Origin of the sequence: Salinispora sp. H7-4 (assembly GCF_013416675.1) — a bacterium.
Taxonomy (GTDB): domain Bacteria; phylum Actinomycetota; class Actinomycetes; order Mycobacteriales; family Micromonosporaceae; genus Micromonospora; species Micromonospora vitiensis.
The window spans coordinates 1-12547 of record NZ_JABZED010000022.1 but is presented as its reverse complement, the minus strand read 5'-3'; the positions used below and the strand labels follow the sequence as shown (position 1 = coordinate 12547).

The 12547-nt window shown below is 70.4% G+C and carries 8 protein-coding genes; 2 read left to right on the top strand and 6 right to left on the bottom strand.

Annotated features, from left to right (window positions below):
• Nucleotides 1-169: 169 nt before the first annotated feature.
• The 3 genes from ileS to ndk all read right to left on the bottom strand — a co-directional run bounded on the left by ileS (nucleotide 170) and on the right by ndk (nucleotide 5767).
• Nucleotides 170-3349, bottom strand: a complete 3180-nt coding sequence (gene ileS, locus H0524_RS13430) for an isoleucine--tRNA ligase (RefSeq protein WP_180198948.1) — start codon at nucleotides 3347-3349, stop codon at nucleotides 170-172.
• 335 nt (nucleotides 3350-3684) lie between these two features.
• The gene (locus H0524_RS13425; RefSeq protein WP_180198947.1) at nucleotides 3685-5253 is read right to left on the bottom strand and encodes an alkaline phosphatase; all 1569 of its coding nucleotides are present in this window, start codon (nucleotides 5251-5253) and stop codon (nucleotides 3685-3687) included.
• An 88-nt stretch (nucleotides 5254-5341) separates the two neighbouring features.
• The gene (gene ndk, locus H0524_RS13420) at nucleotides 5342-5767 is read right to left on the bottom strand and encodes a nucleoside-diphosphate kinase (protein WP_180198946.1); all 426 of its coding nucleotides are present in this window, start codon (nucleotides 5765-5767) and stop codon (nucleotides 5342-5344) included.
• Between the two features lie 141 nt (nucleotides 5768-5908).
• On the opposite strand from ndk, the gene H0524_RS13415 reads away from it, so the two are divergent.
• Nucleotides 5909-7243: a VOC family protein gene (locus tag H0524_RS13415; protein WP_180198945.1), complete on the top strand. Its 1335-nt coding sequence runs from the start codon at nucleotides 5909-5911 to the stop codon at nucleotides 7241-7243.
• Between the two features lie 5 nt (nucleotides 7244-7248).
• On the opposite strand, the gene H0524_RS13410 is transcribed toward H0524_RS13415, so the two are convergent.
• The 3 genes from H0524_RS13410 to H0524_RS13400 are packed head-to-tail and all read right to left on the bottom strand — an operon-like array spanning nucleotide 7249 to nucleotide 11635.
• Nucleotides 7249-7689, bottom strand: coding sequence for a DUF4233 domain-containing protein (locus H0524_RS13410; protein WP_180198944.1), 441 nt, complete (start codon nucleotides 7687-7689; stop codon nucleotides 7249-7251).
• Complete coding sequence (locus H0524_RS13405; protein WP_180198943.1) at nucleotides 7686-9020, bottom strand: folylpolyglutamate synthase/dihydrofolate synthase family protein; 1335 nt, start codon at nucleotides 9018-9020, stop codon at nucleotides 7686-7688. The genes H0524_RS13410 and H0524_RS13405 overlap by 4 nt, the downstream gene beginning before the upstream one ends.
• Nucleotides 9017-11635 (bottom strand): valine--tRNA ligase, encoded by a 2619-nt coding sequence (locus tag H0524_RS13400; protein WP_180198942.1) that lies wholly within the window; start codon nucleotides 11633-11635, stop codon nucleotides 9017-9019. The genes H0524_RS13405 and H0524_RS13400 overlap by 4 nt, the downstream gene beginning before the upstream one ends.
• Before the next feature lie 70 nt (nucleotides 11636-11705).
• Between H0524_RS13400 and H0524_RS13395 the strand changes: the two genes are divergently transcribed.
• A complete protein-coding gene (locus H0524_RS13395; RefSeq protein ID WP_180198941.1) occupies nucleotides 11706-12386 on the top strand; it encodes a hypothetical protein in 681 nt (226 codons plus the stop codon).
• The last annotated feature ends 161 nt before the right edge of the window (nucleotides 12387-12547 follow it).

Below are 12547 nucleotides of genomic sequence, written 5' to 3'. Positions count from 1 at the left end.
AATGCGGGCACAGGGGCGGTGTCACGGTAGCGGACCCCCACCAGGCACCCCGCGCGAGGTGCAGCGGGTCCGCTGACCGAGTGACCAAGTTAAAGATCAACTTGGCCGGCGGGGTGCGGAAGGACACGCTCGGGCCGCCGGCTACGGCCCGAGCCCTCCCGCACCTCTCCTAAACCTGACGGACGGTCACCGCAACCTGCTCACCGTCGCCCACCTCACCGGTGAACCCGGACAGCCCCTGGACGAGCTCCACCGAATCGGCCAGCACCTCCCGGGCCACCACCTCGCGGTACGTGGAGACCGCCGCCCACACCTGCTCGGACGCGGCGAGCGCGACCACGATCCGGTCCGAGACATCCAGGTCGGCGTCCCGGCGGGCCTGCTGCACCACCCGGATCACATCCCGGGCCAGCCCTTCGGCAGCCAGCTCCGGGGTGACCTCGGTGTCCAGGACGACCACGCCCTCACCACCGGGCAGCGGCGCCGACTGCTCGGCGTCGGCGGCGACCAGCCGCAGCTCGTACTCGCCCTCGGCGAGGGTGACCCCGGCGGCGACCGGTGCGCCGTCGACCAGCTCCCACTCACCGGCCTTGACCGCCCTGATCACCTGCTGGACCGCCTTGCCGACCCGCGGGCCGAGGGCCCGCGGCACCACCGTCAACACCTGCTCGCAGTAGCTGCCCAGTTCGTCGGTGAACTCGACCCGCTTCACGTTGACCTCGTCGGCGACCAGGTCGGCGAAGGGCCGCAGCGCGGCGGCGGCCGGCGTGGCGACGGTCAGCACCGACAGCGGCAGCCGTACCCGTAGACCCCGCGCCTTACGCAGGGACAACGCCGCCGAGGCGACCCCCCGCACGGCGTCCATCGCGGCGACCAGGTCATGGTCGGCGGGGAACTCCTCCGCCGCCGGCCAGTCCGTCAGGTGCACCGAACGCTCACCGGTCAGGCCCCGCCAGATCTCCTCGGCCGTCAGCGGTGCCAGCGGTGCGACCACACGGCAGAGCGCCTCCAGCACCGTCCACAAGGTGCCGAAAGCGTCCTCGTCGCCGGACCAGAACCGGTCCCGCGAACGGCGTACGTACCAGTTGGTCAACGCGTCCAGGTAGGACCGGACGGTGGCGCAGGCACCGGAGATGTCGTACCCGTCCAGCTGTGCCTGCACCGTCGAGACCAGCTCGTTCGTCTTCGCCAGCACGTACCGGTCGAGCAGGTGCGCCGAGGCGGTGCTCCGCCGCGTCTGGCACCCGTCGGCGTTGGCGTAGAGCGAGAAGAAATACCAGACGTTCCAGAGCGGCAGCAGCACCTGCCGGACCGCGTCCCGGATGCCGGCCTCGTGCACCGCCATGTCACCACCGCGCAGCACCGGGGAGGACATCAGCATCCAGCGCATCGCGTCCGAGCCGTAGGTGTCAAAGATGTGATAAACATCCGGATAGTTCCGCAGGCTCTTGGACATCTTGCGCCCATCCGACCCGAGCAGGATGCCGTGGCTCAGGCAGTTACGGAAGGCGGGCCGGTCAAACAGCGCCGTGGCGAGCACGTGCATCGTGTAGAACCAGCCGCGGGTCTGCCCGATGTACTCGACGATGAAGTCACCCGGGTAGTGGGACTCGAACCAGTCGGCGTTCTCGAACGGGTAGTGCACCTGGGCGAACGGCATCGCACCGGACTCGAACCAGCAGTCCAGCACCTCCGGGACCCGACGCATCACGGACTTCCCGGTCGGGTCATCCGGGTTGGGGCGAACCAGCTCATCCACCGCCGGCCGGTGCAGGTCACTCAGGCATACGCCGAAGTCCCGCTCCAACTCGGCGAGGGAGCCGTAGACATCCACCCGCGGATAGGCCGGGTCGTCGGACCTCCACACCGGGATCGGCGAGCCCCAGAACCGGTTCCGGCTGATCGACCAGTCCCGGGCATTGGCCAGCCACTTGCCGAACGAGCCATCCCTGATGTGCCCCGGAGTCCAGTTGATCTGCTGGTTGAGCTCGACCATCCGATCCTTGAACCGGCTCACCGCGACGAACCAGGACGACACCGCCTTGTAGACCAGCGGGGTGTCGCAGCGCCAACAGTGCGGGTACGCGTGGGTGTAGGTGTCCTGCCGGAGCACCACGCCCCGTTCCTTCAGCTCCCGGATCACCGGCTTGTTGACGTCGAAGACCTGCTCCCCCTGGTACGGCGGGACCAGCGCGGTGAACCGGGTCCGTTCGTCCACCGTGACCACGGTCGGTATGCCGGCGGCGTTACAGGTGTTCTGGTCGTCCTCGCCGAACGCCGGCGCCAGGTGCACGATCCCGGTGCCGTCCTCGGTGGTCACGAAGTCCGCGCCGAGCACCTGGTACGCGTGCTCCCCCGCCGGCTCGACCAGGAAGTCGTACAGCGGGGTGTACCGGCGCCCGACCAGGTCCCGGCCGTACACGGTGCCGACCTGCCGGTAGCCCTCCAGCTCCTTGGCGTACGCGGCGACCCGGGCGGCGCCCACCACGTAGCGCTGCCCGTCCCGCTCCAGCACCGCGTACTCGATGTCCGGGCCGACGGCGAGCGCCAGGTTGGACGGCAGCGTCCACGGCGTGGTGGTCCACACCCCCAGGGCGACAGCGCCGCGCAGCAGCTCCGGCGCGCTGGAGTCCGGGGTGAGCGTCAACCACACGCTGAGCGTCGGGTCGTGCCGGTCCCGGTAGACGTCATCCATCCGGGTCTCGGTGTTCGACAGCGGCGTCTCGCACCGCCAGCAGTACGCGAGCACCCGGAAACCCTCGTAGACCAGGCCCTTGTCGTGCAGGCTCTTGAAGGCCCACAGGACGCTCTCCATGTAGTCCAGGTCCAGCGTCTTGTAGTCACTGGAGAAGTCCACCCAACGGGCCTGACGGGTGACGTAACGCTCCCAGTCCTGGGTGAACTCCAGCACCGAGCTGCGGCACGCCTCGTTGAACCGGTCCACGCCCAGGTCGAGGATCTCCGCCTTGCTGGTGATGCCGAGCTGCTTCTCGGCGACCACCTCGGCGGGCAGGCCGTGGCAGTCCCAGCCGAACCGACGCTCCACCCGCCGGCCACGCATGGTCTGGTAGCGCGGCACCACGTCCTTGACGTAGCCGGTGAAGAGGTGGCCGTAGTGCGGCAGGCCGTTGGCGAACGGCGGGCCGTCGTAAAAGACGTACTCGTTGTCGGCGGGGGCGCCGCCGGCGACGACGCCGTCCGCGGACCGGCGGGAGGCCGGCCGGGCCTCGACGGATGCCTCGAAGGTCTTGTCGGCCGTCCAGTGCTCCAGGACCCGACGCTCGATCGCGGGCAGGTCCGGGCTCGCGGGGACTCCGGTCGCGGTCGGGTCATGCAACGGATAGGCCATCGGGGGGTCGCGCTCCTTCGCAGCTCACTCTTCGTGGGTCTGCGAGGACGAACCCGCTCCGGACGCCGTCGGCGCGCCGGGCCGGGCCCGCGGTACCACCCCGCTTGGCGGCCAGGATCGACCGCCCGCTCGTTGGCCGGCTGTGACGGGCCGGACCCGTCCGGTTCTACTCGGGCGCGGCGGCCCTTTCTTCCGGAGGCTCACCGGTGATAGCCGGGTCGTCGCCATGTGGTCGCCAACCCTACCCGACCCCGGACAGAGATCGCCGCCCACTTTCCCACCGCCGGACCGGCCGATCACGAAGCTCCGACCAGCTCCGTGATCGGCCGGCGTGGTCACCGCGGAGCGGGAAGCGTCGTGCTCCAGAGCGAGTTGCCGGTGCGGTCCCGCAGGTGGACCGTGCAGGCACCGCTGTCGGCGTCGATACGCACCTCGCCGAAGTGCTGGAAACCCACTGCGGGGCTGGTGTTCCCGCTGGGCGGCGCGTTGACGAAGACCGCCTGCGGGCCGAACGTGCCGTCCAGCCGGTTGGGGCCGAAGGCGCCGGCGTGCGCCGGGCCGGAGACAAACTCCCAGAACGGCGTGAAGTCCCCGATCGCCGCGCGGGCGGGGTCATAGTGGTGCGCGGCGGTGTAGTGGACGTCGGCGGTGAGGAAGAAGATGCCGGTCACCCCGGCGCGATGGGCCGCCCGGAGCACCTCGGCGAACTCCAACTCCCGGCCCGCCGGCACCCCCGGGTCACCCTGTGCCACCCCCTCCTGGGCCCCCCCCGAACTGTCCGGCACCACCAGCCCGAGCGGCAGGTCGGCGGCGATCACCTTCCACGTCGCCCGGGAGCGGGTCAGCTCACGGATCAGCCACTCCCGCTGCTCCTGGCCGAGCAGCCCCCGGTCCGGGTCCGGGTAGGTGTTCCCGTCGTTCGGGTCCTTGTGCGTACGCATGTCCAGCACGAAGACGTCCAACAACGGCCCGTACGGCAGCCGCCGGTAGCGGGGTCCCCGGATCGGGGTGGGCAACCACTCGTCGAACGCCTGCCGGGCCCGGGCGGCGAGCACGTCGACCCGCTTCTCCGTGTACCGGTCATCGGTCAGCACCTCGCCCGGATACCAGTTGTTCGTCACCTCGTGGTCGTCCCACTGGTTGACCTGCGGCACCTCGGCCGCGAACGCCCGCAGGTGCTCGTCGAGCAGGTTGTACGCGTACTGCCCCCGGAACTCCGCCAGGGTCTCGGCGACCTTGCTCTTCTCCGGGGTGACGATGTTCCGCCAGACCCGCCCGTCCGGCAGCGACATCGTCTCGGGCAGCGGGTTGTCGGCGTACACCGTGTCGCCGCTACAGAGGAAGAAGTCGGGTTCGGCGGCGCGCATGGCGGCGAAGATGGACATGCCACCGAAGTCGGGGGCGATGCCCCAGCCCTGCCCCGCGATATCCGCGGTCCAGACGAACCGGATGTCGCGCCGCGAGCGGGGACCAGGGGCGGTCCGCAGGGAGCCAGTCAGCGGCTCGCTGCACAACCCGGGCCGGTCCAGGCTCTCCGCCCGGACCCGGTAGTACCAGCGCTCACCGGGCGGCAACCCGCGCAGTCGTACCTTGCCGGTGAAGTCCCCGGTCGGGTCCAGGACCGGCCCGCGCAGCCGCCGGGCGTCCCGCAGGTCCGGCCGGCGGCCCACCTCCACCAGCATCCGGCCGGGCCGATCAGCCCGGGTCCACACCACTGCCGACTCGGCGGAGACGCCGCCGCTCTGCACCCCGTGCGTCAGAACGGGACGACCGGCTGGGCGCCAGCCCGCGGCGACGGGCCCGGCGGCGCCACCGCCGACACCCCCCAGGAGCGCTCCGCCAGCGGCTCCCGCACCCACGGCGAGGCCGGTCCGCAGGAGCGTACGTCGATCAAACTCGGTCATGGTTCCTCCGGGATCGGGGTACTTACCCCACCGGTCTACCGAGCCGACATGACCTTTCCCCGCGGCCCAGATGGCCAACCCGGGAACATCAGACCAGTTCCGGGAACCAGAGCCCGATCTCGCGCTTCGCGCTGTCGACGGAGTCGGAGGCGTGCACGAGGTTCTCCCGGTTCGACAGCGACAGGTCCCCCCGGATGGTGCCGGCCGCGGCCCGCCGGCCGTCGGTGACGCCGATCATGCCCCGTACCACCTCGATGACCTGGTCGCCCGAGAGTACGAGCGCGACCAGTGGGCCGCTGGTCATGAAGGTCTTCAGCGGCGGATAGAAGGGCTTGCCGACATGCTCGGCGTAGTGCTGATCGGCGAGGTCCTCATCCAGCGTCCGCTGCACCATCGCGTCGATCCGCAGGCCCTTACCCTCGAATCGGGAGAGAATCTCGCCGACCAGCCCACGGCGGACCGCGTCGGGCTTGATCAATACGAGCGTACGCTCCTCCGGACTGCTGCTGGACACGCTGTTCCTCCTGTACACCGAAGGCGACCGGGCTGGGTACGGTCAGCGTATCGGCCCGGTCTCGGCGTCGGCGCGGCGGTCGGTCCTTCCCCCGACGGCCGAGCCGGCCTAGCCTGACCCCTACCCCCCAGGAGGTCCACAGTGGCGAATGGCGGTAGCCGCCCGATCGCGCCGGTCCGCAGGCTGGTCGGCGCGGCGCTGGGCACGGTGGCTACGTTCGTGGTCTTGTTCGGCCTGGGCATGCCGAGTTGGTCGATCGTGGCGCTCGGCGGCGCCATCCTGGTGCTGGCGGTCGCCCTCGCCACGGTTCGCGCCGGCGGGCGCACCTGGGTCATCGGGGAAGGGAGCGTGCACACCGTCTCCGAACCACCAACCCAGTACGCGTTCGGCCGCTGCGAACTGCAGCTCTTCATCGACGCACCCGGGCTACCACCACGATCCAAGAAGATCATCGAACCGCGGGTGCCGGTCGCCAAGTGGCCGGCGCCGGGCCAGACCCTACCGATCCGGGTGGCGCTCGACGACCAGCGGCACGTTCGCGTCCTCTGGGACGAGGTGCTCACCCACACCGAAGCCGCGCGGGTCAGCGGGGCGGACCTGCCCCCGCACTACCCGGACCCGGACCTACCGGAAGAGGAGCTACTGATCCAGCAGGAGGCACCGCCATGGGCCGGCCGGGCAGCCGGCGACGAGTTCCGGGACCCGTACGGCGACCCGGTCCCACCGCCGACCGAGCCCAACACGGTCGTCGTACACCAGGTCCCCGGCGGCCCGCCGGTTCTGGACGGGGAACTGGTCAACCCGCCCGCCCCGGGCGACCTACCGCGCCGCGCCGCGCCGAGCCCTCGGCCTCCCGCCGAACAACGATTCGACGCATCGACCGAGGCGACACCGTTCCCGGCGGCGCCGTTCGAGACCCCGTCCACCGCCACGCCGGCTCGCCCGACCACCGAAGGGCCCGGACCGACAGCCGAGGGGTTCCGGGTTCCCGCCCCGGCAGACCCGGTCGACCTGCCCCTGGACGACCCGATACCGCCGTACGCCGAGGAACCGGTGATCCCGGACCTGGACGAGGCGATCTTCGGGGAGCCTGCCGGTGACCCGCCGATCGCCGGGGTGGGGTTCACCCTGCTCGTCACCAACCTGACGCGGTCGCTCACCTTCTATCAGGACCTCGGCTTCACCGAGGTTGACCAGGGCTCCGGGAACGCGGTGCTCGCCTCCGGGGCAACCCGCCTGGTGCTCCGGGAGGCCACCGAGGCCGTCCCCATCAGCCGTCGACTCGTACATCTCAACCTTGAGGTTGACGACATCGAGGAGGCGTACACGCGACTGCGCGAATCCGGCGTCCGCTTCACCTATCCGCCGCGGGTCGTCAACCGCGGGTCGAAGCTGGAGGTGTGGGCGGCCGCCTTCCGTGACCCGGACGGGCACGGCATCGCCCTCACCCAGTGGCGGGAACGCGCCGAGGCCTGAACGGGTCAGCCGAGGATCACTCGCCGCACGTGCAGGGCGTACGCCCACACCAACGCGAAGATGACCCCGAGCACCAGCAGCGACCAGTGCAACGCGCCGGCGAGCAGCAACGCGCCCTGCAGAACGACCCCCGCCGGCCAGGCCCAGGCACGACGGATCATTCCGGCCAGCAGCACCGCCACCACCGCCAGCGCCACCACAGCGGCGATCGCGGCAGCACCCAGACCGCCGCCGACCACCCGGATCGGCTGGATGGCCAGCACCAGGACCAGGGCCTCAAGGCTCAGGAGCCCGGCACCGAGACCGGCCACCGCCCGCTGCGGATTACGCAACCCGGAGCGGCGCGGCGGCGCCACCGAGCCCGGCGACAGCTCGCCCGCCGGTCCCGAGCCCTTCGGCAGCCCCGCCGTCGGTCCGGAGCCGGTTGGACGCCCGGCGGCGGTCATCGCTTCAGCAGCCGGCGGGCGTCGGCCACGGTCACCACCGAACCGGTGACAAGTACGCCGATCCCGGCCAGCTCACCGGGGACATCCTGCTCGGCCAGCGCCACCGCCGCCTCGATGGCGTCCGGCATCTGCTCCGCCACCACCACCCGGTCCGGGCCGAAAACGTCGGCGGCGAGCGTCGCCAGCTCCCGGGTGGGCATCGCCCGCGGCGAGCTGTTTCGGGTGACCACCAGCTGGTCAACCACCGGCTCCAGCAGGTCGAGCAGGCTGGCCGCGTCCTTGTCACCGAGGACACCGAGGACGGCGACCAGTTTGCTGAACGCGAACTCCTCCTGCAGCGCGGTGACCGTGGCCGCCATGCCCTGCGGGTTGTGCGCGCCGTCGAGCAGCACGGTCGGCGCGGTACGGACCCGCTCCAACCGCCCCGGCGAGCTCACCGCGGCGAACCCCTCCCGGACCGTCTCGACGTCCAGCTGGCGGCGCGCACCCGCGCCGAGGAACGCCTCCACGGCCGCGAGCGCCACGGCGGCGTTCTGCGCCTGGTGGGCACCGTGCAACGGGACGAAGAGCTCCTCGTACTGCCCGCCGAGCCCCTGCAGGGTGAGCACCTGGCCACCGACCGCGACGGCCCGACGCAGTACGCCGAACTCGGCGCCCTCTCGGGCGATCGTCGCGCCGACCTCGGCGCAGCGCTCCAGCACCGGACGCGCCGCCTCCTCCTCCTGCCCGGCCGAGATCACCGTCGCGCCCTTGTGGATGATGCCCGCCTTGTGGAGCGCGATGTCGGAGATCGTGTCGCCGAGCCACTCGGTGTGGTCGAGCCCGATCGGAGTCAACACCGTGACACCGGCCTGAAGGACGTTGGTCGAGTCCTCCGCGCCACCGAGGCCCACCTCGACGACGGCGACATCCACCGGCGCGTCGGCGAAGGTGGCGAAGGCCAGCGCGGTGGTCAGGTCGAAGTAGGTCAGGGGCTCCGCGGACCGCTGGTCAACGAGTTGGGCCAGCGGCGCCACCTCGCGGTAGGTGGCGACGAACCGCTGTTCGTCCACCGGCTCGCCGTCCAGGCTGATCCGCTCGCGGACGGTCTCCAGGTGTGGGCTGGTGTACCGCCCGGTGCGCAGCCCGAACGCCCGCAACAGTGAGTCGATCATGCGAGCTGTCGAGGTCTTTCCGTTGGTGCCGGTGAGGTGGATCGACGGGTACGCCCGCTGTGGGCTCCCGAGCAGATCCAGCAGCATCTCGATCCGGTCCAGCTCGAAGACCATCCGGGTGAACCCACGAGTGGCGAGCTCCGCCTCGACGGCAGCGAAGTCAGTCTGCTCGCTCATGAGGAGAGGGCCTCCAAAGTTGCGTCGATCCGCACCAGGTCGGCCTCAGCGGCCACGAGCCGGTCGCGGATCTTCTGCACCACCGGCTCGGGCGCCTTCCCCACGAACGCCGGGTTGTCGAGCTTGGTCCGGGCCTGTCCGGCCTCCTTCGCCGCCGCCGCCCGGTCCTTGGTCAACCGCGCCCGCTCGGCCGCCACGTCGATCGACCCGCGGGTGTCCAGCGCTACACCCACCTCACCGGGCAGCGTCAGCGTGGCGCTGGCCTGGAAGTCGGTCCCCGCCGCGTCGAGGCGCACCAGCGACCGGATCAACGGTTCGTGCCCGGCAATGCCGGCGCCGGCCAATCCGTCGAGCCGGGCCACGACCCGCTGGGTCGGACGCAGCCCCTGGTCGGAACGGAACCGCCGGATCTCGGTGACCACCCGCTGGAGCGCGGCGATCTCCGTCTCCGCGGCGGCGTCAACCAACGCCCGGTCGGCGGCCGGCCAGGCTGCCGTCGTGACCGTCTCACCGCCGGTCAAGGCGATCCACAACTCGTCGGTGAGGAACGGGATGACCGGGTGCAGCAGCCGCAGCAGTTGGTCCAGCACCTGCCCGAGGACGCGCCGGGTGACGTCCGCAGCCGGACCGCCGGCAGCCAGGAGCGGCTTGGTCAGCTCCACGTACCAGTCGCAGACCTCATCCCACGCGAAGTGGTACAGCAGGTCACAAACCTTTGCGAACTCGTACGCCTCGAACTGCTCGTCCGCCTCCGCGGTGACGCGCGCGAGCCGGGAAAGAACCCACCGGTCAACTGTTGACAGTTCCGTCGCCGGCGGTAGCGCCCCCCGGGTGTGCGCGCCGTTCAACAAGGCGAACCGGGTCGCGTTCCAGAGCTTGTTGCAGAAGTTGCGGGAGCCCTGGCACCACTCTTCGCTGACGGCGACGTCCCCGCCGGGGTTCGCACCACGGGCCAGGGTGAACCGGGTGGCGTCGGCGCCGAACCGATCAATCCAGTCCAGCGGATCAACCACGTTGCCGAACGACTTCGACATCTTCTTGCCGTGCTCGTCGCGGACCATGCCGTGTAGCGCGACCACATCGAAGGGCTGCCGGCCGTCCATCGCGTAGAGGCCGAACATCATCATCCGGGCGACCCAGAAGAAGAGAATGTCGTAGCCGGTGACCAGGACGCTCGTCGGGTAGAACTTGGCCAGCTCCGGAGTCTGCTCCGGCCAGCCGAGGGTGGAGAACGGCCACAGCCCGCTGGAGAACCAGGTGTCCAGGACGTCCTCGTCCTGGCGCCAGCCGTCGCCGGCCGGTGGCGTCTCGTCCGGACCAACGCAGACGACCTCACCGGCCGGGCCGTACCAGACCGGGATGCGGTGCCCCCACCACAGCTGGCGGGAGATGCACCAGTCGTGCATGTTGTCGACCCAGGCGAAGTACCGCTTAGCCAGCTCCGCCGGCTCAATCCGCACCCGTCCGTCCCGCACCGCGTCACCAGCCGCCTTGGCCAACGGCGAGGTGTTGATGAACCACTGCAACGACAGGCGGGGCTCCACCGTCGTACGGCAGCGCGAGCAGTGACCGACCGCATGCGGGTACGGGCGCTTCTCGGCCACGATCCGGCCCTGTTCCCGGAGGGCGGCGACGATGGCGGGACGCGCCTCGTACCGGTCCAGGCCCGCGAACGGCCCGGGTGCGGTGATGACCCCCCGCTCGTCCATGATCGTGTGGGACGGCAGGTCGTGCCGCTGACCGATCTCGAAGTCGTTCGGGTCGTGCGCCGGGGTCACCTTCACCATGCCGGTGCCGAAGGATGGGTCAACGTGCTCGTCCCCGACGATCGGAATGCACCGACCAGTCAGCGGCAGCTCCACCTCGGTGCCGATCAGGTGCTGGTAGCGCTCGTCCTCGGGATGCACCGCGACGGCGGTGTCACCGAGCATCGTCTCCGCCCGGGTGGTGGCCACCACGACCTCGTCGCTGTATCGGATCGACACCAGCTCACCGTCGTCGTCCGTGTGCTCCACCTCGATGTCCGACAGCGCGGTGAGGCAGCGCGGGCACCAGTTGATGATCCGCTCGGCCCGGTAGATCAACCCGTCGTCGTACAGCGCCTTGAACATGGTGTGGACGGCCCGCGACAGGCCCGCGTCCATGGTGAAGCGCTCCCGCTCCCAGTCAACGGAGTCGCCGAGCCGGCGCATCTGCCCGAGAATCGCGCCCCCGGACTCGGCCTTCCACTGCCAGACCCGTTCCACGAATGCCTCGCGGCCGAGGTCATGCCGGGACAGGCCCTGCTCGCCCAGCTGCCGCTCCACGACGTTCTGGGTGGCGATACCGGCGTGATCCATCCCGGGTAGCCAGAGCGTCTCGTAGCCCTGCATGCGCTTCCGCCGGACCAGCGCGTCCTGCATCGTGTGGTCCAGCGCGTGCCCCATGTGCAGCGAGCCGGTGACGTTCGGGGGCGGGATGACGATGGTGTACGGCGGCTTGTCGCTCTCCGCCGACGCGTGGAAGTGTCCGCCGGCTACCCACTGCTCGTACCGTCGCTGCTCCACCTCGCCCGGCAGGTACTGGCCGGCAAGGGTCGGGGCGTCGGGGCGTTGGGCATCCAGTCTCTCGGTCACCCCTGGAAGTCTACGGAGAGCTTCCGCGGACCTGACGTGCGCCACCAGGGCTTCGCGTACGGTGTCGGTTATGTCCAACGGGCACCTCAGTGAACGCGCCGTCGACGGGGCTCCCGAGCCAGTCGACCTGACCGACGAGCCGATCCGACTCGACGGCGAGGACCCGACTCCGAAGCCCAACCGAGCGGGTATCCGAGCTCGTCGCCGCCGGGTGGCCTGGCTGCTGGCGACAGCCGTGGGGCTCGCTGGCGCGGGAACCTTCGGCGCGGTGGGCTGGCGCATCTTCCAGCAGCAGGACGCCACGGTCACCAGCCCAGCGCAGGTGGCCGGGTTGACTCGGGACGACAGCGAGCCGGCCCGCAGCACGGCCGACTATCTCCGGAACGGGTTCTCGGCCGGCATTGAGTTGGACCAGAGCTTCGGCACCGTCTACCGGGATCCGACGGGCGAGCGCCGGCCGGTGCTCGTCTTCGGCGGCACCACGCTGCTCTGGCAGCCCGAGCGCGACCTGGACAGTCTGTTCGGGCTGATGGCCGACGAAACTGGTCAGGTCAGCGGGCTGCGGAGCCTCTCCCCAGGCCCACTGGGTGGGGTGCTGAAGTGTGGCACCAGCAGCGGTACGGGCGGGGACTTCACCGTGTGCGGCTGGGCAGACCATGGAAGCGTGGTGATGGGCCTGTTTCCGGATCATCCGGTAGGAGACGCCGCTGACCTGTTCCGGAAAATGCGCAACGAGATGCAGACCCGCTGATCAGAGGGAGCTGTGTGCTGATCAGCGGGAGCTGTGCTGGCGGTGCTGTTGCTGGCTGGTGTTGTTCGGCGGGAAACGCGTTGAGGGCCGACCCTGATGGGGTCGGCCCTCAACTGAAGTTTTGCCCGGCGGTGTCCTACTCTCCCACACCCTCCCGAGTG

What these genes read in the sequence shown, in the direction of transcription:
- H0524_RS13405 (WP_180198943.1), bottom strand. Translation starts at nt 9,020, where the DNA reads ATGAGCGAGCAGACTGACTTCGCTGCCGTCGAGGCGGAGCTCGCCACT.
- H0524_RS13395 (WP_180198941.1), top strand. Translation starts at nt 11,706, where the DNA reads ATGTCCAACGGGCACCTCAGTGAACGCGCCGTCGACGGGGCTCCCGAG.
- H0524_RS13425 (WP_180198947.1), bottom strand. Translation starts at nt 5,253, where the DNA reads ATGACCGAGTTTGATCGACGTACGCTCCTGCGGACCGGCCTCGCCGTG.
- ileS (WP_180198948.1), bottom strand. Translation starts at nt 3,349, where the DNA reads ATGGCCTATCCGTTGCATGACCCGACCGCGACCGGAGTCCCCGCGAGC.
- H0524_RS13410 (WP_180198944.1), bottom strand. Translation starts at nt 7,689, where the DNA reads ATGACCGCCGCCGGGCGTCCAACCGGCTCCGGACCGACGGCGGGGCTG.